At 67.9% G+C, this 24,001-nt stretch carries 22 protein-coding genes and 1 pseudogene; 18 read left to right on the forward strand and 5 right to left on the reverse strand.

The window, feature by feature from the left end; translation table 11 throughout:
- Window positions 1-7: 7 nt before the first annotated feature.
- From AC1DGE_RS05240 to AC1DGE_RS05255, 4 genes and pseudogenes are all read left to right on the forward strand, one after another.
- Window positions 8-1,348 carry a geranylgeranyl reductase family protein gene (locus AC1DGE_RS05240; protein WP_476908412.1) on the forward strand — a complete coding sequence of 447 codons (1,341 nt, stop codon included), beginning with the start codon at window positions 8-10 and terminating at the stop codon, window positions 1,346-1,348.
- Window positions 1,345-2,445, forward strand: a complete 1,101-nt coding sequence (locus tag AC1DGE_RS05245; RefSeq protein ID WP_441416909.1) for a polyprenyl synthetase family protein — start codon at window positions 1,345-1,347, stop codon at window positions 2,443-2,445. Before AC1DGE_RS05240 ends, AC1DGE_RS05245 begins: the two co-directional genes overlap by 4 nt.
- Window positions 2,446-2,819: 374 nt before the next feature.
- Window positions 2,820-2,954: pseudogene (locus tag AC1DGE_RS05250) on the forward strand (type IV toxin-antitoxin system AbiEi family antitoxin domain-containing protein); the annotation flags it as partial.
- A gap of 252 nt (window positions 2,955-3,206) precedes the next feature.
- Window positions 3,207-3,641: an endonuclease domain-containing protein gene (locus AC1DGE_RS05255; RefSeq protein WP_476917059.1), complete on the forward strand. Its 435-nt coding sequence runs from the start codon at window positions 3,207-3,209 to the stop codon at window positions 3,639-3,641.
- A 122-nt stretch (window positions 3,642-3,763) separates the two neighbouring features.
- Here the strand turns inward: AC1DGE_RS05255 and AC1DGE_RS05260 are convergent, their stop codons facing one another.
- Together AC1DGE_RS05260 and AC1DGE_RS05265 are read right to left on the reverse strand one after the other, a co-directional pair.
- A complete protein-coding gene (locus AC1DGE_RS05260; protein ID WP_175321387.1) occupies window positions 3,764-4,192 on the reverse strand; it encodes a hypothetical protein in 429 nt (142 codons plus the stop codon).
- A 13-nt stretch (window positions 4,193-4,205) separates the two neighbouring features.
- Window positions 4,206-4,877, reverse strand: coding sequence for a trimeric intracellular cation channel family protein (locus tag AC1DGE_RS05265; protein ID WP_441416910.1), 672 nt, complete (start codon window positions 4,875-4,877; stop codon window positions 4,206-4,208).
- A gap of 60 nt (window positions 4,878-4,937) precedes the next feature.
- Between AC1DGE_RS05265 and AC1DGE_RS05270 the strand changes: the two genes are divergently transcribed.
- The 6 genes from AC1DGE_RS05270 (at window position 4,938) to AC1DGE_RS05295 (ending at window position 11,832) form a co-directional block, all read left to right on the forward strand.
- Entirely contained in the window at window positions 4,938-5,675 is a 738-nt protein-coding gene (locus AC1DGE_RS05270) for a sirohydrochlorin chelatase (protein WP_476917022.1), read from the forward strand.
- A gap of 74 nt (window positions 5,676-5,749) precedes the next feature.
- Window positions 5,750-7,495: a nitrite/sulfite reductase gene (locus AC1DGE_RS05275; RefSeq protein ID WP_476917023.1), complete on the forward strand. Its 1,746-nt coding sequence runs from the start codon at window positions 5,750-5,752 to the stop codon at window positions 7,493-7,495.
- A complete protein-coding gene (locus tag AC1DGE_RS05280) occupies window positions 7,492-8,202 on the forward strand; it encodes a phosphoadenylyl-sulfate reductase (RefSeq protein ID WP_441416913.1) in 711 nt (236 codons plus the stop codon). Before AC1DGE_RS05275 ends, AC1DGE_RS05280 begins: the two co-directional genes overlap by 4 nt.
- Window positions 8,199-9,269 carry a sulfate adenylyltransferase subunit CysD gene (gene cysD / locus AC1DGE_RS05285; protein ID WP_441416914.1) on the forward strand — a complete coding sequence of 357 codons (1,071 nt, stop codon included), beginning with the start codon at window positions 8,199-8,201 and terminating at the stop codon, window positions 9,267-9,269. The genes AC1DGE_RS05280 and cysD overlap by 4 nt, the downstream gene beginning before the upstream one ends.
- On the forward strand, window positions 9,269-10,708 hold the full coding sequence (locus tag AC1DGE_RS05290; RefSeq protein ID WP_441416915.1) for a sulfate adenylyltransferase subunit 1: 1,440 nt from the start codon (window positions 9,269-9,271) through the stop codon (window positions 10,706-10,708). The genes cysD and AC1DGE_RS05290 overlap by 1 nt, the downstream gene beginning before the upstream one ends.
- A 116-nt stretch (window positions 10,709-10,824) precedes the next feature.
- A complete protein-coding gene (locus AC1DGE_RS05295) occupies window positions 10,825-11,832 on the forward strand; it encodes a GTP pyrophosphokinase (protein ID WP_476917024.1) in 1,008 nt (335 codons plus the stop codon).
- Between the two features lie 20 nt (window positions 11,833-11,852).
- Here the strand turns inward: AC1DGE_RS05295 and AC1DGE_RS05300 are convergent, their stop codons facing one another.
- Window positions 11,853-12,179 carry a GYD domain-containing protein gene (locus AC1DGE_RS05300; protein WP_441416917.1) on the reverse strand — a complete coding sequence of 109 codons (327 nt, stop codon included), beginning with the start codon at window positions 12,177-12,179 and terminating at the stop codon, window positions 11,853-11,855.
- A 161-nt stretch (window positions 12,180-12,340) separates the two neighbouring features.
- On the opposite strand from AC1DGE_RS05300, the gene AC1DGE_RS05305 reads away from it, so the two are divergent.
- The 4 genes from AC1DGE_RS05305 (at window position 12,341) to AC1DGE_RS05320 (ending at window position 16,592) form a co-directional block, all read left to right on the forward strand.
- The gene (locus AC1DGE_RS05305) at window positions 12,341-13,507 is read left to right on the forward strand and encodes an RtcB family protein (protein ID WP_476892055.1); all 1,167 of its coding nucleotides are present in this window, start codon (window positions 12,341-12,343) and stop codon (window positions 13,505-13,507) included.
- 223 nt (window positions 13,508-13,730) lie between these two features.
- Window positions 13,731-14,894 carry an ABC transporter substrate-binding protein gene (locus AC1DGE_RS05310; RefSeq protein ID WP_476917025.1) on the forward strand — a complete coding sequence of 388 codons (1,164 nt, stop codon included), beginning with the start codon at window positions 13,731-13,733 and terminating at the stop codon, window positions 14,892-14,894.
- A gap of 44 nt (window positions 14,895-14,938) precedes the next feature.
- Entirely contained in the window at window positions 14,939-15,664 is a 726-nt protein-coding gene (locus AC1DGE_RS05315) for an ABC transporter ATP-binding protein (RefSeq protein WP_476917026.1), read from the forward strand.
- The gene (locus tag AC1DGE_RS05320; protein WP_476917027.1) at window positions 15,654-16,592 is read left to right on the forward strand and encodes an ABC transporter permease; all 939 of its coding nucleotides are present in this window, start codon (window positions 15,654-15,656) and stop codon (window positions 16,590-16,592) included. Before AC1DGE_RS05315 ends, AC1DGE_RS05320 begins: the two co-directional genes overlap by 11 nt.
- Before the next feature lie 73 nt (window positions 16,593-16,665).
- On the opposite strand, the gene AC1DGE_RS05325 is transcribed toward AC1DGE_RS05320, so the two are convergent.
- A complete protein-coding gene (locus AC1DGE_RS05325; RefSeq protein ID WP_476917028.1) occupies window positions 16,666-18,645 on the reverse strand; it encodes a hypothetical protein in 1,980 nt (659 codons plus the stop codon).
- A 352-nt stretch (window positions 18,646-18,997) separates the two neighbouring features.
- On the opposite strand from AC1DGE_RS05325, the gene AC1DGE_RS05330 reads away from it, so the two are divergent.
- The 4 genes from AC1DGE_RS05330 (at window position 18,998) to AC1DGE_RS05345 (ending at window position 23,368) form a co-directional block, all read left to right on the forward strand.
- Window positions 18,998-19,294: a putative quinol monooxygenase gene (locus AC1DGE_RS05330; protein ID WP_476917029.1), complete on the forward strand. Its 297-nt coding sequence runs from the start codon at window positions 18,998-19,000 to the stop codon at window positions 19,292-19,294.
- Window positions 19,295-19,445: 151 nt separating this feature from the next.
- Window positions 19,446-20,723 carry a uroporphyrinogen-III C-methyltransferase gene (gene cobA / locus AC1DGE_RS05335; RefSeq protein ID WP_476917030.1) on the forward strand — a complete coding sequence of 426 codons (1,278 nt, stop codon included), beginning with the start codon at window positions 19,446-19,448 and terminating at the stop codon, window positions 20,721-20,723.
- A 41-nt stretch (window positions 20,724-20,764) separates the two neighbouring features.
- A complete protein-coding gene (locus AC1DGE_RS05340) occupies window positions 20,765-22,219 on the forward strand; it encodes an FAD-dependent oxidoreductase (protein WP_476892061.1) in 1,455 nt (484 codons plus the stop codon).
- Between the two features lie 159 nt (window positions 22,220-22,378).
- Window positions 22,379-23,368: a DNA topoisomerase IB gene (locus tag AC1DGE_RS05345; RefSeq protein WP_441416925.1), complete on the forward strand. Its 990-nt coding sequence runs from the start codon at window positions 22,379-22,381 to the stop codon at window positions 23,366-23,368.
- A gap of 27 nt (window positions 23,369-23,395) precedes the next feature.
- Here AC1DGE_RS05345 and AC1DGE_RS05350 read toward each other — a convergent pair whose 3' ends face one another.
- A complete protein-coding gene (locus tag AC1DGE_RS05350) occupies window positions 23,396-23,977 on the reverse strand; it encodes a hypothetical protein (protein ID WP_441416926.1) in 582 nt (193 codons plus the stop codon).
- Window positions 23,978-24,001 lie beyond the last annotated feature (24 nt).

A 24,001-nucleotide genomic window follows, 5' to 3' on the forward strand; every position in this document is an offset into this window, starting at 1 on the left:
AGCTGCCGTGAAAGTACTGATCGTCGGCGCTGGTCCGGCAGGATCCACCGCCGCGTTCTACCTTGCCCAGGCCGGCCTCGACGTCACGGTGCTGGAGAAGACAAGCTTTCCGCGGGAAAAGGTCTGCGGCGACGGGCTGACCCCGCGCGCGGTCCGGGAGATCCAGAAGCTTGGCCTGCCGCACCCCGAAAGCGAGGGCTGGCGGCGGAACAAGGGCCTGCGGCTCATTGCCGGCGGCCGCACCATCGAACTTCCCTGGCCCGAGGTCTCCGACTTCCCGCAGTACGGCCTGATCCGCACCCGCCTCGGCTTCGACGAGGAGCTGGCCCGGCACGCGCAGTCGGCCGGCGCCGTCGTGCTGGAACGCCACAGCGTCACCGAGGCGCTGCGCTCCGAGGACGGCCGGGTCACCGGCGTCCGCGCCGCGCTGCTTGACGACGCTGGCCGCAAGACCGGCGAAACGCGGGACTTTAATGCGGACGTCGTCCTCGCCGCGGACGGGAACTCGACCCGCACCGCCGTCTCGCTCGGCATCCACAAGCGCGATGACCGCCCCCTGGGTGTGGCCGTCCGCACCTACTTTACGAGCCCGCGGCACGACGACGACTGGATGGAAGGCTGGCTGGAGCTTCCGGGCCGCGACGGCAAGCTGCTGCCCGGCTACGGCTGGGTATTCGGCGTCGGCGACGGCACCTCCAACGTGGGCCTGGGCATCCTGAACTCGTCCAAGGAATTCGGCAAGCTGGACTACAAGCAGGTGCTGCGCGAGTGGACCGCCGCGATGCCCGCGGACTGGGGTTTCACGCCGGAGAACCAGGTGGGCGAGATCCGCGGCGCCGCGCTGCCGATGGGCTTCAACCGCACCCCGCACTATTCGCCGGGCCTGCTGCTGCTGGGCGACGCCGGCGGCATGGTCTCCCCGTTCAACGGCGAGGGCATCTCCTACGCCATGGAATCGGCCCGTTTCGCGGCCGAGTTCATCATCGACACCGCGGCGCGCTCCGCCTCGGCGGCCTGGAACGGGGCCGACGCCGACGCCCACCTCGCCGGCTACGCCGACTTCGTAAGGGATCAGTGGGGTTCGCACTTCACCCTGGGCCGGGCCTTTGCTGCCGTGATCGGCAGGCCGGCCGTGATGAAACTGGCGCTCCGGACGGGCATGCCCCTTCCGGTGCTGATGAAGTTCGTCGTCCGGCTGCTGGCCAACCTGACCGACCCCTCGGCCAAGGGGATCGAGGACCGGATGATCCGGGTCCTGGAAGCCCTGGTCCCGGCCACCTCCAATACCCGGCCCGTTCCAGACTCAAATCCGCGGATTCCGCAACAAAAAGTTAGGGTTAACCCGTGACCAACTCTGCAGACCAAAGCTGGACGCACGCCGGACACGGCCTGCCGGGCTCCGAACCCAGCCTCAACACCACCGCCATCGCCACCGGACTGCAGCTGCCGGCCGGTTTTGCGGCCATCGCCGGGGACCCGGAACTCGGCCCGGCCATCACCACGAACCTCGCGCGCGTGGAGAAGAAACTGCGCGAGGCCATCGCCAACTCGGATCCGCTGGCTGACGCAACGTCGCGCCACCTCGTGGAAGCCGGCGGCAAACGCATCCGGCCGCTGCTGACCCTGCTCTGCGCCCACCTGGGTGATGCCTCGCTGCCGGCCGTGGTGCAGGCCGCCGTCGTCGTCGAACTGACGCACCTGGCCACCCTGTACCACGACGACGTGATGGACTCCGCCCCGTTCCGCCGCGGCGCCCCCACCGCGCACGAGGTCTGGGGCAACTCCGTTGCCGTGCTGACCGGCGACCTCATCTTCGCCCGGGCCTCCATCCTGGTCTCCGAGCTCGGTTCGCGGGCGCTCGGCATCCAGGCCCGCACCTTCGAGCGGCTCTGCCTGGGCCAGTTGCACGAGACCGTGGGGCCGCGCCCGGACGAGGACCCGGTGGCGCACTACCTCTCGGTGATCGCGGACAAGACCGGTTCGCTGGTGGCGGCCTCCGGCCAGCTCGGTGCGATCTTCTCGGGAGCGGATGAATCCTACGAGGCGCTGCTGGTGGAGTACGGCGAAAAGGTCGGCGTCGCCTTCCAGCTCGCCGACGACGTCATCGACGTCACCGGCGTCAAGGTCAAGTCCGGCAAGTCCCCGGGCACCGACCTGCGCGAGGGCGTGCCGACGCTGCCTGTCCTGCTGCTGCGCAAGGCCGCGGCCGACGGCGACCAGTCCGCCGTGGAGCTGCTGCAGCTCATCGATGGCGACCTCAGCTCCGACGAGGCCCTCGCCGCCGCCGTCGCCGGGCTGCGCGAACACCCCGTCACCGCCGAGTCCTGGGTTGTGGCGCGGGCCTGGGCCGACGAGGCCATTGCCGCCCTCGCGCCGCTGCCCGCGGGCGTGGTCAAGGATTCGCTGACCAGCTTCGCGCACGCCGTGGTGGACCGCAGCAGCTAGCGGTATCCCGCCTGAGTCTTAAACCGGAATGGCCCCGGTTCCTCACAACGTTACGAGTCGTCCGTTGTGCGGAACCGGGGCCATTTCTCCGTTCGCATCAGATTCACCGGAGGCATTTGGTGAACCCATGAACAACCTTATGACAGTCGTGTCATGTTGTCTAGTGATTCTGTAAATTGCCTGTCACGGATTTGCTGGGCGGCCGGGGCGGGGGACTCTCCCCGGTTTTGGGCGCCGCGGACGTCGGATTACCGGCAAGTCGCGACGACCCGCCGTCGGGCGTCTCCGAAGTTGGGGAGAAGCAGCCCGCCAGTTTGTCCACATAGCAGCCGGGCAGCCTCCCCGCTGTGGGTGTGGGCAGGTCTGCTGGACGCATGGATGTCACGACCTACCTGAAATTTGCCGGCTCGGTAGCACGGACCGGAACGCTGCTTCAGGCTGGGTTCTCGGAACGGAGTATCCGCAACTTGCTTACCTCCGGGGAAATACTCCGGTTGCGCCATGGTGTCGTTGCGTTGCCGGGTGCGGCGCCAGACCTGGTGGCCGCAGTCTTGGCTAATGGCTTGCTGTCCTGTGTCTCGGCGGCGGGACATCACAGGATCTGGAGACTCCACGAACCGGCGCAGCTGCACCTTTTCTGCCGCCATGGTTCGGCCTTCGGGGTGGTTGTCCACCGGGGCAGTGTGGTCCCGCCGGAGTTCCCGCGGCCCGTGGCTGGGCTGACGGATACTCTGCTGCACGCCCTGCGATGTCGGCCGCCCATGGAATCCGTGGTCATGGTGGAAAGCGCCCTCCTGCAGGGTCGAACCACTCTCGAATATCTCAGAGGGCATCTTCCCGGCAACCGCAACGGTTCGGCCCGGGCGGCGCTGGAATTGGTGGACGGTTCGGCAGGATCCGCGATCGAAGTTGTAGCCAGGCTCCTGTTCCGGAGCGAAGGGAACTTCACGCAGACCCAGGTCGATCTCCCGGGGATCGGGATCGTGGACTTCCTGCTGGAAGGGTTCCTCATTGTGGAGATCGACGGCGGCACGCATTTGGAACCGGCGCAGGTCAAGAAAGACCGTCGGCGCAACAACGCCAGCACCCTTACCGGGTACGCGGTGTTGAGGTATGGCTACCGGGACGTCGTTTTCAACCCGGAGAAGATCGTCGCGGAAGTGTGGCAGGTGCTGCGCGGCAGGGTCGTCCACTAAATCTCCCCATGTTTGGTCAGCAAGGGCCGCAATGGACCGGCGGTTCTGCGCAACACGCCGGCCGGCCGGCTCAAACCTGGGGAAACTCGGCGCCCCGGGGCGTGGGCAGCCGGGAGGGGGCTCTAGTCCTCGTCCTCTTCGTTGAAGGCCCACTCGAACATGTCGAAGACAAACTCGGAGAAGGTGCCTTCCTCGCTCTTCCACTGGCCGCGGGCGTTGTTGCGGCGGTACACGATCGGGTCCGGGACGCTAAGATCGCCCACACGGAAGCCCCAGGTGAATTGTTCTTCCTCATCCTCGAGGAACATCAGGAAGCCCTCGTCGTCGACCTCAAGTTCCTCGGGGTCCCAGAAGTAGTGGTAGGCCTCCATCAGGTCCTCGCAGCCGCCGAGGGCCAGGTAGAACTCCCGGAGGACCAGCGGGACCTGGAACTGGTGCTCGGCCAGGGCCGCATCCAGCTCGTCTGCCGGCAGCCCGTCCTCTTCCTGCCATTCGTCTTCGAGATACTTCGGAACAAGCGCGCGGAACTTCTCGAGGAACATGTCAGTCATGCTCTTATCCTAGCTAATCCCGGGGTCCACTTTCGGCCGCGTCCAGGCCCAGGCGGTGCCAGCCGCGGACCGCCAGCGGCACGTACCAGTGGCGCCGCCAGGCGGTTACGCGGAAGGCGAAAACCACGGCCGCCACCGCACTCGCCGTCACCGCGGTGAACACCCCGGAGACGGACAACGCCACCGTCAGCGCGGCCCCCGCAAACGCCGGCAGGGCGTAGATGTCCTTGGGGTCGAAGAGCTGCGGCACTTCGTTGGCGGTGATGTCCCGCAGCAAGCCTCCGCCAACCGCCGTCGTGACCCCCAGGAGCACCGCCGCCACCGGGTGCATGCCCGCGGCGAGGGCCTTCAGGCTTCCGGTGATGCAGAACAGGGCCAGCCCGCCGGCGTCGAACAGGACCAGCAGCGAGGTGAAGCGCTGGACACTGGAGAACAGGAAATACACCAACACCGTGGCCAGCAGCGGGGGAGCGAGGTACGCGGGGTTGGTAAAGGCCGCCGGCGGCCCCGCGTTGATGATGATGTCGCGGATGACGCCGCCGCCCAGGCTCACCACGGAGGCCAGCAGCAGGGACCCGACAATGTCGAACTGCTTCCGCGCCGCGAGCAGCGAACCGGAGACCGCGAAGAAGAAAACGCCGGCCAGGTCCAGCCAGACCATAACGAGGCTAAAGGAGAAGGTCATGGGGCGTCCCGGTCGGTTGCAGGGGGCGGATGGGGCGGCTCCAAGGTTACGCTAACGGCTATGAATAGCCCCATCATGATCGCCTGCGCCCACGGCACCTCCAGCACCCAGGGGGCCGCGGAGGTCAATGCCCTGCGGGCCGGGATCGCCGCGCTGCGCCCCGGGCTCGACGTCCGCGAAGCCTACGTCGATGTTCAGGACCCCGAGCTGCCGGCCGTGGTGGCGGGGCTCCCGGCGGGGGAAGCCGCCGTCGTCGTGCCGCTGCTGCTGAGCGTGGGGTACCACGTCAAGGTGGACATCGCCCGGGCCGTGAAGAGCCGGCCGGGCACCCTCGCCGCGGCGCCGCTGGGCCCCGACCCGCGGCTCGCGGCGCTACTGGACCAGCGGCTGCGCGAGGCCGGAGTGACCGACAACGACGCCGTGATCCTCGCTGCCGCGGGATCTTCCGACGCCACCGCCGCGGAAAACGTCGAGGAACTCGCGGGCCAACTGCGCTCGCTCCGTTCCAACCGGATCGTGGCCGCATACGGCGCCTCGGCGACGCCGTCGGTGCCGGACGCCGTCGCCATGCTCCGCGAGGAGGCGGCGGGAGGCGCCGGCGCGGGGCTGTCCGCCGGAGCGGTGGACCTGGGCGGCCGCGTGGTCATCGCCTCCTACCTGCTCGCCCCGGGGTTCTTCCACGACCAGCTCGCCAAGGCCGGTGCCGACCTGATCACCGCACCGCTGCTGCCCTCCCCGGTGCTCGCCGAGATTGCTCTGGCGCGTTGTGACGCGGCGGTCGCCGGCAGCGCTTCATGACGAAATGTTGCCCTAGGTGACCCCGCGTTTCTGACCCTTTGTGACGCCATTGCGGCCACCCCTACAGTCGATCCATGACTGATACAGCTCTAGCCGGAGCGTCCCCGGACCAGGCTGACGCAGGCCGCGCCAGACGACCCGCCCGCCCCGCGGCCAAGCCGCACGGGCAGTGGAAAGTGGACGGCACCGCCCCACTGAATGCCAACGAAACCTGGAAACAGGAAGACAACGGCCTCAACGTCCGCGAGCGTATCGAGTCCGTCTACGCCAAGCACGGCTTCGACTCGATCGACGGCACCGACCTGCACGGGCGCTTCCGCTGGTGGGGCCTCTACACCCAGCGCAAACCCGGGATCGACGGCGGCAAGACCGCCACGCTCGAGCCGCACGAGCTCGAGGACAAGTACTTCATGCTCCGCGTCAGGATCGACGGCGGCGCCCTCAGCACCGAACAGCTGCGCGTTATCGGCCAGATCTCCGTGGACTTCGCCCGCGGCTCGGCCGACCTCACCGACCGGCAGAACATCCAGCTGCACTGGATCCGGGTCGAGGACGTGCCGGAAATCTGGCGCCGCCTCGAATCCGTGGGTCTGTCCACCACGGAGGCCTGCGGTGACGTGCCCCGCGTCATCCTTGGCTCCCCGGTCGCCGGCATCGCCAAGGACGAGATCATCGACCCGACGCCGCTGATCCACGAGCTCGCCGAACGGTTCATTGGCGACCCGGAGCTCGCCAACCTGCCGCGCAAATTCAAAACCGCCATCACCGGCCACCCCAGCCAGGACGTCGTCCATGAGATCAACGACGTCGCCCTGGTGGGACTGGTCCACCCCGAGCTCGGTGCCGGCTACGACCTCTGGGTGGGCGGCGCCCTCTCCACCAATCCGATGCTGGGCAAGCGGCTCGGCGCCTTCGTCCGGCCGGACCAGGCCGCCGACGTCTGGCTCGGAGTCACCAGCATCTTCCGCGACTACGGGTACCGGCGGATGCGCACCAAGGCCCGGCTGAAGTTCCTGCTGGCCGACTGGGGGACGGAGAAGTTCCGCCGGGTCCTCGAAGACGAATACCTCGGCTACAAACTCTCCGACGGTCCCGCGGCGCCTAAGCCCGCCACCCCCGGCGACCACGTCGGTGTGCACGAGCAGAAGGACGGCAAGTTCTTCATCGGTGCCACCCCGGTGGCCGGCCGGCTCGCCGGCAGCCAGCTTGTGAGACTCGCCGACACCCTGGAGGCCCGCGGCTCGCAGCGGCTGCGCACCACGCCGCACCAGAAGCTCGTGGTCCTCGACGTGCCCAAGGACGAGGTGGAACCGCTCGTGGCCGAACTAGACGCCCTCGGCCTCTCCGCCCGGCCGTCGGTGTTCCGCCGTGGCACCATCGCCTGCACCGGCATCGAGTTCTGCAAGCTCGCCATCGTGGAAACCAAGGTCACCGCCGCCACCGCCGTGGCCGAGCTGGAACACCGCCTCGCCGACCTGGTTGAGACTAAGCAGCTTCCGCAGGCCCTGTCGCTCCACATCAACGGCTGCCCCAACTCCTGCGCCCGGATCCAGACCGCGGACATCGGCCTCAAGGGCATGATGCTTCCCACGCCCGACGGCGACCCCACCCCGGGTTTCCAGGTCCACCTGGGCGGCGGGCTGGCTTCGGACAGCCGCGAGGAAGCGGGTCTGGGACGCACGGTGCGCGGTCTCAAGGTCACAGCCGAAGAGCTGCCCGACTATGTGGAACGTGTGGTCCGCAAATTCGTGGCCGACCACGTCGAGGGCCAGACCTTCGCCGAGTGGGCCTTCGCCGCCGATGAAGGTGATCTGCAATGACGGCCGCCCTCCGTTCCCGCGACGAGCTCAAGGCCCTCGCCAAGACCGGCGCCGCCGAGCTCGGCTGGGACGCCCCGGCCGGCGAGGTCATCGCCTGGGTGGCCCGCAACTTCGAGCTGCCAGCTGTCGCCGTCGCCTGCTCCATGGCGGACGCGGTCCTCCCGGCGCTGGTCGCGGACCAGCTCCCCGGCGTCGACGTACTGTTCCTCGAAACCGGCTACCACTTCCCGGAAACCCACGCCACCCGCGACGAAGTGGCCGCGAGCCTGCGCGTCAACGTCGTCGACGTGCTGCCGGAGACCACCGTGGAGCAGCAGGACCGGCTCCTGGGCAAGGACCTCTTCGCCCGCGACCCCGCCCAGTGCTGCGCCCTGCGCAAGGTGGCGCCGCTGCGCCGCACCCTCGCCGGCTACGAGCTCTGGTTCACCGGAGTCCGCCGCGACGAGGCCCCCACCCGCACCAACACCCCGCTGGTCACCTGGGACGAAGCCAACGGCCTGGTCAAGGTCAACCCGGTGGCGGCCTGGAGCTTCGACCAGCTGGTGCAGTACTCCGATGACAATCTCCTGCCCGTCAACCCGCTGCTTACCCAGGGCTACCCGTCCATTGGCTGCCGGCCCTGCACCCGCAAGGTGGCGCCCGGCGAGGACCCCCGCGCCGGACGCTGGGCAGGAACCGACAAGACAGAATGCGGACTACACGTATGAGCACTCAAATCACCAACGAGGACCTGGAGCTGTCCGGGACGGACCATGACGCTACTGAGACGCCGATTGCCGCCCCGGGAGTGGCATCGGGCCTGTCGGAGCCGCGCGCTGGGCTGATCGAAGATCAGCCGCGCGGCGCAGGGGCGGGGGCGGCAATCGGCGTCGCAGCGCCGGCCCGCCTCTCGTCCCTGGACACGCTCGAGTCCGAGGCCATTCACATCATCCGCGAGGTGGTTGCCGAGTTTGAGAAGCCGGCGCTGCTTTTCTCCGGCGGCAAGGATTCTGTGGTGATGCTGCACCTGGCTACGAAGGCGTTTTGGCCCGGGAAGGTGCCGTTCCCGGTGCTGCATGTGGACACCGGGCATAACTTCCCGGAGGTGATCGCGTTCCGTGACCGGACGGTGGAACGGCTGGGCCTCAGGCTCGTCGTCGGCAGTGTCCAGGAGTTCATCGACTCGGGCGAGCTGGCCGAACGCGCGGACGGAACCCGCAACCCGCTGCAGACCGTGCCGCTGCTGGACGCGATCCAGCGCAACAAGTTCGACGCCGTCTTCGGCGGCGGCCGCCGGGACGAGGACAAGGCCCGGGCCAAGGAACGGATCCTGAGCCTGCGCGACGAGTTCGGCCAGTGGGACCCCCGCAACCAGCGCCCCGAGCTGTGGAACCTCTATAACGGCCGGCACACCGTGGGCCAGCACGTCCGCGCGTTCCCGATCAGCAACTGGACCGAACTGGATGTGTGGCGCTACATCGAGCGCGAGAACATCGAGCTGCCGGGCCTGTACTATGCCCACCAGCGCGAGGTCTTCGCCCGCGACGGCATGTGGCGCGCGGTCGGTGAGGTCTCCCGGCCGCGCGAGAATGAGCAAGTCATCACCAAGACGGTCCGCTACCGGACCGTCGGCGACATGTCCTGCACCGGCGCCGTGGAATCCGCGGCCGCCACCGTTCGCGACGTCGTCATTGAAGTCGCAGCCTCCACCATCACCGAACGTGGGGCCACCCGGGCCGATGACCGGATCTCCGAGGCCGCCATGGAAGACCGCAAGAAGGACGGCTATTTCTAATGAGCACCACCGCAACTGTGCCTGAATCCGCCGCAGCAAGCCTCGGGCTCTCATCCGCTTCACTGTTCAGGTTCGCGACTGCCGGCTCGGTCGACGACGGCAAGTCCACCCTGGTGGGCCGGCTGCTGCACGACTCGAAGGCGATCCTTTCCGACCAGCTCGACGCCGTTGCCCGCACCTCCGCGGACCGTGGCTTCGGCGGGGCCGGCGCAGCCGGTGTTCAAGCGATTGACCTCGCGCTCCTGACCGACGGCCTGCGTGCCGAACGGGAACAGGGCATCACCATCGACGTCGCCTACCGCTATTTCGCCACAGACCGGCGCAGCTTTATCCTCGCGGACTGCCCCGGGCACGTGCAGTACACCAAGAACACCGTCACGGGCGCGTCCACCGCGGACGCCGTCGTCGTGCTCATCGACGCCCGCAAGGGTGTCCTGGAGCAGACCCGGCGGCATCTGTCAGTGCTGCAACTGCTGCGTGTGGCCCACGTGGTCGTGGCCGTGAACAAGATCGACCTGGTGGATTTCAGCGAGGACGTGTTCCGCGGGATCGAGGCCGACGTGCAGATGGTCGGCCGCGAACTGGGGCTCGGCGCCGATGGCATCACCGACCTCCTGGTCATCCCCGTTTCCGCGCTCGACGGCGACAACGTCGTCGACCGCTCGGACCGCACCCCCTGGTACCGGGGCCCGGCGCTGCTGGAGGTCCTCGAGACGCTGCCCGCCGCCGACGAACTCGAAAGCCACCTGGAGAGCTTCCGTTTCCCGGTCCAGCTGGTCATTCGGCCGCAGGGTGCACTGGCGCCCGACGCCGTCGCCGGCGGACTCGACGTCGAGAATTACCGTGACTACCGGGCCTACGCCGGACAAATCACCGAAGGCTCGGTACAGGTGGGGGATCAGGTCAGTGTCCTGACCCCGGGCCAGGCGCCGCGCACCACCACCGTCACCGGGATCGACTTTGCGGGCCGCGGACTTACCGAGGCCGTGGCACCGCAGTCCGTAGCGCTCCGGCTCGCGGACGAGTTCGACGTCGCCCGCGGCGACACGATCGCGGCCGCGGGGCCCGCCGGGGGCGAAATACCGGGCTCCTCCGCCGACCTGTACGCGGCGCTGTGCTGGCTCTCGCCCAAGCCGCTCCGCGAGGGCGCGAAGGTCTTGGTGAAGCACGGCACCCGCACGGTCCAGGCCTTGGTCCGCAACGTGACGGGCAAGCTGGACCTCGCCAACTTCCAGCTTGAGCCCACCAGCACGCTCGAGCTCAATGACATCGGCCACGCCCAGCTCCGGCTCGCAGCGCCGCTGCCGCTGGAAAACTATCTGCACCACCGGCGGACCGGGGCCTTCCTGGTGATCGACCCGCAGGACGGCAACACGCTTGCCGCCGGCCTCGTCAAGGACCACCCGGGCGACCACGAGGACGAGCGCTACTCGATCTGAGGCGCGCACCGGTCCGGGACGCCGTCCTGCTGTCCTAGGCTTTGCGATAGCTCAAACCGGCGCCCTTGGATACCCTGCTGAGTAGAGGCGCTGCGCGTTGATCCGAGGGGGAGCGGTTGGAAGACCATGATTCCGTTGTTGCCAGGTCCCTGGAGCAATACAGTGTTCTGCTGCCCCGGCTGAATGCGGCTTCGGACGCGATCGGGGATGCCATCCGCGCCCGGCTCCGCGACGATGGTCTCAACCACCACACCGTGCAGGCCCGGGTCAAGGACCCAGGCTCGGTCAAGGAAAAGCTGGACCGCCTCACCGCCGACGGCAGATTCAAATACGAGCGCGGGCTCGAGCAGCTCGATGACCTCATCGGTGTCCGGATCATCATGTTCCTGGAACCCGACATCGCGGACGTTGCCACGGCGCTGAAGGGGCAATTCGACTGCCGCGAGGACGACGACAAGACCAGCTCCCAGCGGCGGAACGGCCAGATCGGTTACGCCGGCCGGCACCTCATCCTCGAAGTCCCTGCCGGCAACGTGCCGGTGGGCTGCCACACGTTCATCGGGGAGCGCTTCGAAGTCCAGATCCGGACGGTGCTGCAGCACGCCTGGGCGGCCTTCGAGCATGACATCCGGTACAAGGGACTCGCGGAGGCCAACGCGGAAGTGGACCGGGCGTTCACCATGGCGTCGACCCTGATCGAACTCGCCGACGCCCAGTTCTCGGCAATCAACGACATCGTCAAACGCCGCCAGGCCGAAAGCACGGCCGAGTTCGCCGCGAATCCCGCCACCGAGCTCACCGGGGACATCCTCCACGACATGCTTGCGCGGCTGCTCCCCGAACACCCCCGAAGCCAGGCCCGGCAGTACGGCTGGCTGGGGGACGTGCTGGCGGCCAACGGGGTGCGGACCGTGGCCGACGCCGAGAAGCTGTTCGGTGCCGCCGACTGGTCCGGCGTGGCGAAGCGGATGGACTATAAATTCCCCGCCGGCCACGTCCGGATTGCCGACGACTTCCTGCTCAAGACGTGGGGAACGGACTACATTGCGCGGACCAAGTCCCTGGGCGGCGACCCCAAACGGGAGGCGAAGCTGACGTACCGGCTGGAGCGTATGCAGGACTGAGCCTGCCGCACCCGAAACAATCAGGTGCCCGGCGGCCGGTACTTGATCTGCTCGGCCTTGGCCAGTGCTTCCATTGTTTCGTCGACCGTCAGGAGCACGGTCGTCTCGAAGGAGCTAAGTGCGCCGCCTCCGCTGATTGCGAGTGCAACGGCGGCCATGGATACGTTGTCCGGCGCCTCCCACAGGTTGTAGCCGTCGTGGGAGCCAAAGGCATACCAGAAGCCGTGGAGCTTCCCGCCCACCGATTCGATGTAGGCCTGGGCGGCCTTCCTGCGGTCCTCCGGTTTGCTGATCAGTCTCGCCCACGTCTCGGGTGTGTAGCTGAACTTCGACAGATAGAGGGGCATCGTCTCGTCCTTTCCTGCGTGTCCCGGTTCAGTAAGAATGGCAGTCGGCTGCGTGGCCAGCAATGGCCGCGGGGCCCGTCAAAGCCGGCCAAGTCGCCGAAACGGTCGTCCCTTGCCACCCGGCCCCCGGCGGACCATCATCGTCGTGGGAGGGCAGAGCGTTGGAAGCCATCAACAGCCGTCTCTTCAGCTGGGCATCGATCCTGGACGACGAGACCCGCAGGCAGGCCCTCGCCACGGCCCAGTTGCCCATCATCTACCCGCACCTGGCGCTGATGCCGGACGCCCACCTGGGCAAGGGGGCCACTGTGGGCTCCGTCATCCCCACCGTGGGCGCGATCATCCCGGCCGCCGTGGGCGTGGACATCGGTTGCGGCATGATCGCCGTCCGCACCCAGTACGCGCACAAGGAGCTGCCCCGGGACCTGCAGCGGCTGCGCGAGGCAATCGAGCGCGCCATTCCCTTGTCCGCCGGCCACTTCAACCGCAGGATCTCTGCCACCGCCGGACCCCGGCTCGCCGAGTTGCGGCGGCTGGCGGCGAAAGCGGGCTTTGACCCGGCCAAGTACGCGGCGAACTGGGAGCTGCAGCTTGGCTCGCTGGGCTCGGGCAACCACTTCATCGAGGTGTGCGTGGATGAGAACGCCGCGGTGTGGCTGTTCCTGCATTCGGGCTCCCGCGGGGTGGGCAACAAGATCGCGCAGCGGCACATCGCCGAAGCCCGGAGCATGGCCCTGCGCCGGCACATCGCCCTGCCGGACCGGGACCTGGCCTACCTCGAGGAAGGCACCCCCGAATTCCTCCGGTACCTCCGGGAACTGCGTTGGGCGCAGCACTTCGCCTTGCTGAACCGTGAGGAAATGATGGACCGGGTGGTCCAGCAATTCGAGTCCTGGGTCGGCGGCCCGGTCCGGGAACTCGAACGGATCAACTGCCACCACAACTTCACCGCGCAGGAAACGCATTACGGTAAGTCCGTCTGGGTCTCGCGCAAGGGCGCGATCAGGGCCCAGGCCGGGGATCCCGGGCTGATTCCCGGGTCCATGGGCACGGCGTCCTACATCGTCGTCGGGCGGGGGAACCAGGCGTCGCTGAACTCCGCACCGCACGGCGCCGGCCGGGAGTATTCCCGCACCGCCGCGCGGAAAGCGTTTTCGCTCGCGCAGCTGAAGACCGCCATGCAGGGCATCGAATTCCGGCCCCGCGAGGCCTTCATCGACGAGATCCCGGCCGCATACAAGCCCATCGACCTGGTGATGCGCGACTCTGCTGACCTGGTCAGCGTGCGGCACAAGCTCCGGCAGCTCGTGAACATCAAAGGCGACTGAGCCCCCGGCCGGGTGCGAATGCAGGGTCCGCATATGACGCTGCATGAACTTGCGTGACCCCGGGTTTCCGCACCATTGAACCCGGTTCGTGACCCTCCCTAGGGTGAGTCCATGACTACTCCGGAACGGTTCAACAGCCCCTCCCTCAGGGCACTCCAGGGGCGATGTCGCCGGCGCTGACCACCCGCCCGGCCCACCCGCACCCCACGAACAGGATCCTCCCATGTCATCCACGCCCAAGAACCCCACCCCCGGCACCACCCGGATCGTCGCCGGCGAACCGGCCAAGCCGAAACGCAGGCGCACCGTCGAAATCGGCGTCGCCGTCGGCCTCGCCCTGCTGATCGGCGCCGGCGCAGCCGTCGCCTCGACGGTGTCCCGCACCAACGACGCCGGTGCAGCACCGGCCGCCGGCACCGCCCCGGCGGCGGAACTGCGGCTCGGCTACTTCGGCAACATCACCCACGGCCCGGCCCTGATTGGCGTCACCAAGGGGTTCATCGCCAAGGAACTGGGCCAAACCAAACTCAGCACACAGGTCTTCAACGCCGGCCCCGCCGCGATCGAAGCGCTCAACGCCGGCGCGATCGACGCGACCTACATCGGCCCCAACCCGGCGATCAACTCCTACGTGAAGAGCAAAGGCGAATCCATCAGCATCATCGCCGGCGCCACGGCCGGCGGTGCGCAACTGGTGGTCAAACCCGGCATCAACTCGGCCGCCGACCTCAAAGGCAAGACGCTCGCCTCGCCGCAGCTCGGCGGCACCCAGGACGTGGCCCTGCGCGCCTGGCTCGGCCATCAGGGGTTCAAGACCTCCACAGACGGCAGCGGCGACGTCACGATCAACCCAACCGAGAACGCCCAGACCCTCAAACTCTTCCAGGACGGCAAGCTCGACGGCGCCTGGCTGCCGGAGCCGTGGGCGTCACGCCTGGTGCTCCAGGCCGGCGCGACGGTCCTGGTCGATGAGAAGGACCTGTGGGAGAAGGGCGAGTTCGTCACCACCGTCCTGATCGTCAACAAGACGTTCGCGGCCGAGCACCCGGCCACCGTGCAGGCGCTCCTCAAGGGCCATGTTGAATCCGTCGACTGGCTGAACGCGGCTCCCGCCGCCGAGAAAGCCACCGTCCTCAACGACGCACTCAAGGCAGCCGCCGGCAAGGCGCTGCCGGCCGACGTCATCGACCGGTCCCTGAAAAACATCGTCTTCACCACCGACCCGCTCGCCGGGACCTACAAGAAACTGCTCCAGGACGGCGTCGACGCCGGAACCACCAAGCAGGCCGACATCAACGGCATCTTCGACCTCACGTCGCTCAACAGTGTCCTGGGCGAGACTGCGGCCGGCAAAAAGATCTCCGCCGGAGGGCTAGGCAAGGACTAGCTCCCTAGCCTCCAGCCACCCGCCACAACAGTAAGGAGCCGACCATGCCAGTCGTACTGGAAAACCTGGGCAAGCGCTTCGGCGACGGCGCCCCGGTACTGGACGACGTCAATGCCGCCATCGGGCAGGGCGAATTCGTCGCCCTGCTCGGTGCGTCCGGCTGCGGCAAGTCCACCCTGCTCAACATCATGGCGGGACTGGAAGCCCCGACGTCGGGCGCGCTCGAAGTGCCCAGCGACGGCGCGGCGTTCATGTTCCAGGACGCGGCACTCTTCCCGTGGCTGACCGCCCGGGAAAACATCGAGCTGGCCCTGAAGCTGCGAGGCATCGGGAAAGCCGAGCGCAGGATCCGGGCGGGGGAGCTGCTGGACCTGGTGCACCTGGGCGGCGCCGGCGACAAACGGCCCCACGAACTCTCCGGCGGGATGCGCCAGCGGGTGTCCCTGGCCCGTTCCCTGGCCCAAGACCGGCAATTGCTCCTCATGGACGAGCCCTTTGCGGCCCTGGACGCGATAACCCGCGACCTGCTCCACGACGAACTGGAACGGATCTGGAAGGAAACCGGCCGCACCATCGTCTTTGTCACGCACAACGTCCGGGAAGCCGTCCGCCTGGGCCAGCGCGTGCTGCTGCTCTCCTCCCGGCCTGGCCGCGTGGTGCGCGAATGGCAGGTCAGCGAGGAACACCGCACCGACGCCGGCCTGGCCGGCCAGCTCACCGGCGAAATCACCGCCCGGCTGCGAGAGGAAATCCGTCGCCATGCCAAATAGCCAACTTCCCGTGGCGGAARCTCCGGCCGAGACCCGCAAGGTCACCGCCGCCCTGACCCGTTCCTCCAGCGGAAAGGAAGACCTGCGCGAGCTCGAAGCAGGCCTCGATTCCCTGCAGTCCGACGCCCTCCGCAGGGCCCGTATCGACTGGGGCCGGATCCTGCTGCCGGTGGCTGCGCTCGCGGTGCTGGTGATCCTCTGGCAGTTGTACGTATCCCTCGGTTTCAAGCGGCGCGACGTCGTGCCCGGGCCGCTGGATGTCATCGGCCAGGTCGGCACCCTCTGGAGCGAAGGCAAGCTGCAGGAGGCTGTCTGGACCTCGCTGCAGCGCGGCGTGCTGGGCTTCCTGATCAGCGTGGTCATTGCCACGCCGGTGGGGCTCGTGCTGGCGCAGGTGGCACCCTTGCGGCGCGCCTTCGGGCCGCTGATCTCGGGCCTGCAAGTCCTGCCGTCTGTGGCCTGGGTGCCGGCCGCCATTCTTTGGTTTGGGATCACTGATGCCACCGTGTACTTCGTGGTGTTCATGGGTGCCATCCCGTCGATCATCAACGGGCTGGTCTCGGGCGTCGACCAGATTCCACCGCAGTACCGCAGCGTCGGAAAAGTACTGGGCGCTTCCCGACTCCAGTTGGCCCTGCAGATCATCCTGCCGGCGGCCCTGCCGGGCTACCTCGGCGGCCTCAAACAGGGATGGGCGTTCTCCTGGCGCTCGCTCATGGCCGCGGAAATCATCGCCGTTGGCGGCACCATCGGCTTCGGCCTCGGCTCGATGCTGGACCAGGGCCGCGTCCTCTCCGACATGACCATCGTCATGTCCGCCATCCTGCTGATCCTCGGCGTCGGGATCCTGATCGAACTGCTGGTGTTCGCCCCGATCGAGAAGCGCCTGCTCCGCCGCCGCGGCCTCCTCGCCGGTAGCACCCGTTAGGTCTCTGGCGCCCCAGACTGAACAAGAAAGCCCGACGGCGATTATCGCCGTCGGGCTTTCTGGTTTCCGTTTGTCAGCCGCGCGTCAACGTGCCGCAGCCGCTGACTTCGAAGCCACTAGTTCCGGCGGGGACGGTGACGATCGTTCTGGCCGCACCGTAGTAATTGTCGATGATATCGCTCAACGTACCCCGGAAACCGCGGAGCGTGGCCCAGTAGCAGGACTTCCCTGCCCCGTAGCCGTAGTAGGTGCCCGGCAGGATATCGATGCCGACGCGGTAGGTGCCGTCGGTAGTGATCCGGCTGGACCTGGCGCCGGTGGACGGGACGGTCGTCCAGGAGCCGCAGCCGTCCGAGCTGAATCCAACATCTCCTGGAACGATCTGGACGTAAGTCCGCGCCGATCCATAGTTGTTGGCCTTGATCTGGCTGAGTTTTCCGGAGAAGCCGCTGAGCCTCTCCCAGTAGCATCCACTGCCCGTCCCCGTAGCTTTGTACAGGCCTGGCCTGATGTTGACTCCGACACGGTACGTGCCGTCGCCGCGAAGCACGGTGACAGCCCAGACGGGAAGCTTTACGGCCGCACTAGAGGCTGCCCGGGTTTCGTAATATGGCCTGGCAGCCCAGACCTTCACGGAAATGGACCGGCCGTTGTCCGCTGCAGCCACCCTGTAGGTGCGGTACCTGGCGCCGGGGATCGAAGCTCCATTGCGGTACCACTGGTATGCGAAGGACGTCGGGGCCGGAGCGAAGCTACCCGGCGCCGCTGTAAGCGTGCCGCCCAGCCCACGCCCGCCACTGATTCTCGGAGCGGACCTTACGGTCAGGAGCGCCTTGCCAACCACCACGGATTTGGTGACGACGGTGCGGGCGGCGTAGCCAGGCTTCGTGACGGTCACCTTCACAGCGACCCGAGCGCCGACGTGGCCGCCGCCGAGACGCAGGGCCGACCCCGTGGCTCCCCTGAGAGCGACGCCGTTCCGGTACCACTGGTATCGGATCGTCGAACCGGCAGTCCAACCCTGAGAAACTCTCACCGTCTGGCCATAGCGGTGGGTTCCGGTTACCGTCAGCGACCGGGTGGCCACGATGGTCCCTGCAGCAATCGCGCGGGCGGCGGAGTAGCGGTCCAGCGTTGTGTAGCCGGGCTTGGCTGCACGCACCCTGACCTTGAGCGTCTTCCTGTAGTCGAGTGCAGTTGTGGCGTAGGTGCGGCTGACTGCGCCAACGATGGCTCCCGTTCCGCGATACCACTGATAGGACAGCGTGGCCCCGGTCGGCGCCCACGTGCCGGCATTGGCGCTCTGCAACTGGCCCACTTTCGCTACACCGCTGACCGTCGGAACCGGCGCCGCCACAAAGCTTCCCTTGCCGGCGGTGACTTGGGCGGAAGTGAGTTCCACTGAGGTGAAGCCCGGTGCGGAGAGCATCACCTTGGCCCACAGCTTCTGTGCGACATCGGCGGCCGCGGCGGTGTAGCTCGGCCCCGTCGCACCAGTGATGGGGTCAAGTCCGCGGTACCACTGGTAGCCGATTGCTGCACCTTGGACGGCGGCGTCGCTCCACGTCGGTGCGCTCAGCGACAGCGCTTGCCCGACGACGGGTTTGCCGGCTACGGCGTTGTTCCAGCTGACCCCCGCGAAAGTTCCCGGACGAACCGTTACCGGCGTCGCCGCCAGCTCGGTGCCGGGTCCCTGGGCCTCCAGTGAGGCCAGCACCGTCAGTTGGACCGATTTGCCTGCCATGGACGGGTCAAGGTGCAGCACGTCAGCTTCACCAACCGCGTGGTCGGCGGCTTGAACTGTGACACCTTCGACGATCCAGCTGTACTTGATCCAGCCGGCGCCGTTCCACTGGCCGCCTGTCGAGGTGAGTGTGCCTCCCGCGACAGGGTCACCCTCGATAACCGGCGGGCTGACGTTTTCCGGAGCGGCGGGCGTTACTTCCGCCGGCGGTGTTTCGACGGGTGATATTTCCGCCGGCGGTGTTTCGGCAGGCGTGTCCGCAGGTGCCGGTGCGGGTGTCGGCTGTTCGGCGATGATGTCAGTTTCCATCGGCAGCGCCTGCGCTGCCGGAGCCATCAGAAGACCGGCAAGCAGTGCGATGCTCCCGGCTGTGGCTACTGCCCTGGTCGTTCGGCCAGGGCGCGTCCGAGTACGGACGTTTTCGCGCAGAGACAACTAAGTCCCCTTCCCCCATTTCGGGACCGGCTAGCCCGGTCGGAGCAATTGTATTGGGGAGTGGCGACAATGAGCGGATGCACCCGCAGAGGGCAGCCACTGCCTGCCCTGGACCGCTACATCGCTCTAACGCCGCCACCCCCTTGCTCCGCCCCGACCGCGTGCCTACACTCACGGCTATAGGCCGGGCTGCCGGCCAAACCATCCCAATTCCAAGGAGGTAGCCGTGGCACCGAAATTTGGAGTGCTGGCACTGGTCGAAGCGAAAGCGGGGAAGGAACAGGAAGTCTGGGACTTCCTCAACGGCGGCAGGGAGATCGTGCTCACCGAGCCGGGCACAAGGACCTGGTACGCGTTCCGGGTCAACGAGAACACCTTCGGCATTTTCGACACTTTTGACACCGAGGAGGACCGGCAGGCCCACCTCAACGGGGCCATTCCTGCTGCCCTCGGCCAACACGGCCCGGTGCTGCTGGCCAAGGATCCTGACATCAAACTGGTCGAAGTCATTGCGGTGAAGTAGGGACGAGGGCTCTTTCGGAACTCGGCGCCTCACCCAAACATCGGCCGGCCCCCGCCAGCCGGAGGGGCCCCAGGTTACGCCCCGTTACCCTGCGTGAACGGGTGTTTCCGCACCGTTGTTCCGCTCTCGGACGCCGCCCTATCGTCGATGCATGGCAATTCAGGACATTTACCCCACCGCGCTGCGCCTGCTCGGCCGGCCCGTGCTGGTCGTAGGCGGCGGACCCGTCGCCGCACGCCGCGCCAGGGGACTGCTCGACGCCGGCGCCCGAGTCACCGTCGTGGCGCCGCTTGCCTGCCCGGCCCTAAACGACCTGGCCGACGCCGGGCTCCTCAGCTGGCAGCCCCGCCCTTACCGCAGTTCCGACGTCGACGGCGTCTGGTTCGTCCAGACCGCCACCGGTGACGCCGGCGTGGACGCGCAGGTCGCCGCCGACGCCGAGGCGCAGCGGATCTGGTGCGTCAACGCCTCCGACCACGAGGCCTCCGCCGCCTGGACGCCGGCCGTCGCCGTCGTGGATGACGTCAAGATCGCCGTCAACGCCGGGGGAGACCCGCGCCGGGCGATGGCCCTGCGCGACGCCGTCGCCACCGCCCTGGCGGCCGGAGACCTGCCGCTGCGCCGACACCGCGCTTCGGGCACGGGCCCAGGCGCCGGGGACGGCACGGTGGCGCTCGTGGGCGGCGGGCCGGGCGATACCGGACTCATCACCGTCCGCGGCCGGCGGCTCCTGGGCCAGGCCGACGTCGTCGTCGCCGACCGGCTCGGCCCGCGTGAGCTCCTGGCCGAACTGGCTCCCGACGTCCGCGTGATCGAGGTCGGCAAGACCCCCGGCCACCACCCGGTCCCGCAGTCCGAAATCAACCGGATCCTCGTCGACGAAGCCCTCGCCGGCCACCGGGTGGTCCGGCTCAAGGGCGGCGACCCCTACGTCCTCGGCCGCGGCGGCGAGGAAGCGGAATTCTGCCGGCAGCACGGCGTCGAGGTTGAAGTGGTGCCCGGCGTCACCTCGGCGATCTCCGTCCCCGCCGCCGCCGGGATCCCGGTCACCCACCGGGGCCTCGCCAAGGGCTTCAGCGTAGTCACCGGCCATGAGGAGCTTTCCGAGGTGCCCGTCCGCTCCGACCACACCGTGATTCTGCTCATGGGCGTGGGACAACTGCGCGATTCCGCGGCCTCGCTGGAACGCGCCGGTTTGCCAGCCGGGACGCCTGTTGGCATCGTAGAGAATGGATACCTGCCCAACCAGCGGGTGACCATCGGAACGCTCGAAACCATCGCGGACCAGGCGGAGGCAGCAGGCGTCGCGAATCCTGCCGTGATCGTGATCGGCGACGTGGTCCGCGTCAGCCCGTTCGCGCCGTCGCACTTTAAGACCGCGGACTACAGCACCACCTCCCCGAACGCCCCGCGCGTCGCCGCCCGCTAGTTTCACCCGCAGCACCCGGATCGAACCAAAGGAACACAGCCGTGTCAACGAACACCCCTGTAGGAACCGCCGCCCGCCCGCTGCGCGTCGCCGTCGTCGGCTCCGGCCCCGCCGGCGTCTACGCCGCGGACATCCTGACCAAAAGCGAGGCCGTCAAGAGCGGCGAGCTCACCGTCAGCATCGACCTCTTCGACCGCTACCCGGCGCCCTACGGGCTCATCCGCTACGGTGTGGCGCCGGACCACCCGCGGATCAAGGGGATCGTGAACGCCCTGCACAAGGTGCTGGACCGCGGCGATATCCGATTCTTCGGCAACGTGGACTACGGCACGGACCTCACGCTCGAGGACCTCCGGACCCACTACGACGCCGTCATCTTCGCCACCGGCGCCATCAAGGACGCGGACCTGAACATCCCGGGCATCGAGCTTGAGGGATCCTACGGCGGGGCCGACTTCGTCTCCTGGTACGACGGGCACCCGGACGTGTCCCGCGACTGGCCGCTGGAGGCCAAGGAAATCGCCGTGATCGGCAACGGCAACGTGGCCCTGGACGTCGCCCGGATGCTCTCCAAGCACGCCGATGACCTGCTGGTCTCCGAGATCCCGGACAACGTCTACCGAGCGCTGAAGGACTCCCCGGTCACCGACGTCCACGTCTTCGGCCGCCGCGGCCCGGCGCAGGTGAAGTTCACCCCGCTGGAATTGCGCGAACTCTCCCACTCTAAGGACGTCGATATTGTCCTCTACCCGGAGGACTTCGAGTTCGACGCCGAATCTGACCGCCAGATCCAAAGCAACAACCAGACCAAGACCATGGTGGGCACGCTCACCAACTGGATCGCCGAGCAGCCGGAGGATCTCTCCGAGCTCACCGCGTCCCGCTGCCTGCACTTGCACTTCCTGCACAGCCCGGTCGAGATCTTCGACGACGCCGCCGCCCCCGGCCGCGTCGCCGGCATCAAGTTTGAGCGCACCGAACTGGACGGCACGGGCAACGCCCGCGGCACCGGCGAGTTCATCGACTACCCGGTCCAGGCCGTCTACCGCGCCATCGGCTACTTCGGTTCGGCCCTGCCCGAGGTCGAGTTCGACCACAGCAAGGGCGTTGTCCCGAACGACGGCGGCCGCGTGCTGGACGCCTCCGGAGCCCACGTGCCCGGCATCTACGCGACCGGCTGGATCAAGCGCGGCCCGGTGGGCCTGATCGGGCACACCAAGGGTGACGCCCTGGAAACCGTGACCTACCTGCTGGAGGACCGCGGCAGCCTGCCGCCGGCGGCGGCACCCGCGCCGGAGGCGATCGTCGGACTGCTGGAAGACCGGGGCGTGCAGTACACCAGCTGGGAGGGCTGGCTGGCCCTGGACGCGCACGAGCGGTCCCTCGGCGAAAAGGCAAGCGCCGGCGCGGGCAGCGTCCAGCGCGAACGCATCAAGGTGGTCCCGCGCGAGGACATGGTGGAGATCTCCCGCGGCGGAGTCGCTGCGGAGGTCTGAGCGGCCGCCTCACAACTGCAACGCGGGGTCACATCGCGCCCAAAATCCCCTCCGGGACGGGCGCGAAGTGACCCCGCGTTGGTTGTTAACGGCGCATTCCCGGCGGGTAGTCAGTAGGCTTACCGTCATGGACACTGCCAGGCACCCAGGATCCGGCCGATGAGGCTCCGTCACAGCAACGCGTCCGGCCGCGGCTACCGCCGGGTTCCCGCCGGGAGCGGGTTCAGCTACAAGGACCTGGACGGGTCGACCCTGCCGGCCGGCCCGGTGCGGGAGCGGCTGGAAAGCATCGGGATCCCGCCGGCCTGGACCGACGTCTGGATCGCGCCGTATGAGAACGGGCATATCCAGGCCACCGGGGTCGACGCCGTCGGCCGGCGCCAGTACATCTACCACCCAAGCTGGCGGGAGCGGAAGGACCGGCTGAAGTTCGACCGTTCGCTCCAACTCGCGGAAACCCTGCCGTCCGCGCGCCGCCTGGTGACCTTGGACCTGCGCTCCGAAGGACTCACGCGGGAGCGCGTGCTCGCGGCCGCCTTCAGGATGCTGGATAGCGGATCGCTGCGCGTGGGCTCCGAGCGGTACACCAACGAGAACGGCAGCCACGGACTGGCCACCCTGCTCTGCGCCCACGTGAACGTGCGCAAAGACGAACTCCGGCTCAGCTTCCCGGCCAAGAGCGGCAAGACCTGGGAGTCCCGGATCGACGACGCCGACCTCGCCGCCGTCGTGCGCTCGCTCAAGCGCCGCGGCGGCAACGCCCGGCTGTTGGCCTACAAGAACGGCCGCAGCTGGCATCCGGTCACCAGCGCCGAGATCAACGAGTACGTCAAGGAACGAACCGGCGCGGACTTCACCGCGAAGGACTTCCGCACCCTGCGCGGCACCGTCGCGGCGGCCGTGAGCCTGGCGAAGAGCGGCCCGCAGGCCAAGGTCTCGGCCCGGAAGCGCGCCGTGAGCCGCGCCATGGTCGACGCCGCGGCGGTGCTGGGCAACACGCCGTCGATCGCCCGAAAGAGCTACGTCGATCCGCGCCTGCTGGACCACTTCGCGGCGGGGGAGACCATCGATCCGAAGCGGCTGGATTCGGCCGAATCGGAGATCCGGGCGCTGCTGTACCAGGAGGGTGCGGTCGTCCCGCTGCGCTGACCGGTGTGACGCTCAGGACCCGGCGCGTCAGAACTCGGCGTTGATGAATCCGATGATTATCGCCGTCCACCAGCACGCCTGCGAGATAACCAGGCAGACCAGCAGGTGGGTCCGCTGACCGGCGCTTAGGCCCCGGAACGGGGTTTCCGGAGGAAGATGAACCAGCCGCCGCATCAGCGGGATCAGCATGATGCCGTTCAGACTGAGAACCAGCACGGCGGCCAGTTTGACGTCTGTCATCGGGTTGGTCAGGTGCGGGTTCAGGAACACGCCGGTGGCCAGCAGGCCGGCGAGACCGGCCCAGATCAGCGGCGTGGCAGCGCCGTCGAGCCGGATGGTTTCAGCCAGTTTGCGGCGGCCGACAAGCCACAGGAAGCCGTGCCAGTCGACCAGGATGATGGCGCCGAAAGACACCACCAGGGACAGGACGTGCAGGACGACGGCCAGGTCGTGGGCGTAGCCGCCCACCCGGACCGCCGTGGACATCGTGACCGAAAGCAGCCACGCCACTGCCGCCGCCGCGGACAGGACGATCACCAGGCGCCGGGTGGACCGCTCGGACTCACGGTGGCGCCGGATGGTGCGCCTGCTGACTGGGACGTAGCTCATGGCCATACCTCGAAGAACCGACCA

Source organism: Arthrobacter sp. 05N425, assembly GCF_056397125.1.

Bases quoted from the DNA above. Each gene is read 5' to 3' on its own strand.
- cobA (WP_476917030.1), top strand. From the start codon at position 19,446: ATGGCAATTCAGGACATTTACCCCACCGCGCTGCGCCTGCTCGGCCGG.
- AC1DGE_RS05290 (WP_441416915.1), top strand. From the start codon at position 9,269: ATGAGCACCACCGCAACTGTGCCTGAATCCGCCGCAGCAAGCCTCGGG.
- AC1DGE_RS05280 (WP_441416913.1), top strand. From the start codon at position 7,492: ATGACGGCCGCCCTCCGTTCCCGCGACGAGCTCAAGGCCCTCGCCAAG.
- AC1DGE_RS05350 (WP_441416926.1), bottom strand. From the start codon at position 23,977: ATGAGCTACGTCCCAGTCAGCAGGCGCACCATCCGGCGCCACCGTGAG.
- AC1DGE_RS05255 (WP_476917059.1), top strand. From the start codon at position 3,207: ATGGAATCCGTGGTCATGGTGGAAAGCGCCCTCCTGCAGGGTCGAACC.
- AC1DGE_RS05310 (WP_476917025.1), top strand. From the start codon at position 13,731: ATGTCATCCACGCCCAAGAACCCCACCCCCGGCACCACCCGGATCGTC.
- AC1DGE_RS05325 (WP_476917028.1), bottom strand. From the start codon at position 18,645: ATGGAAACTGACATCATCGCCGAACAGCCGACACCCGCACCGGCACCT.
- AC1DGE_RS05300 (WP_441416917.1), bottom strand. From the start codon at position 12,179: ATGCCCCTCTATCTGTCGAAGTTCAGCTACACACCCGAGACGTGGGCG.
- AC1DGE_RS05265 (WP_441416910.1), bottom strand. From the start codon at position 4,877: ATGACCTTCTCCTTTAGCCTCGTTATGGTCTGGCTGGACCTGGCCGGC.
- cysD (WP_441416914.1), top strand. From the start codon at position 8,199: ATGAGCACTCAAATCACCAACGAGGACCTGGAGCTGTCCGGGACGGAC.
- AC1DGE_RS05275 (WP_476917023.1), top strand. From the start codon at position 5,750: ATGACTGATACAGCTCTAGCCGGAGCGTCCCCGGACCAGGCTGACGCA.
- AC1DGE_RS05315 (WP_476917026.1), top strand. From the start codon at position 14,939: ATGCCAGTCGTACTGGAAAACCTGGGCAAGCGCTTCGGCGACGGCGCC.
- AC1DGE_RS05270 (WP_476917022.1), top strand. From the start codon at position 4,938: ATGAATAGCCCCATCATGATCGCCTGCGCCCACGGCACCTCCAGCACC.
- AC1DGE_RS05260 (WP_175321387.1), bottom strand. From the start codon at position 4,192: ATGACTGACATGTTCCTCGAGAAGTTCCGCGCGCTTGTTCCGAAGTAT.
- AC1DGE_RS05345 (WP_441416925.1), top strand. From the start codon at position 22,379: ATGAGGCTCCGTCACAGCAACGCGTCCGGCCGCGGCTACCGCCGGGTT.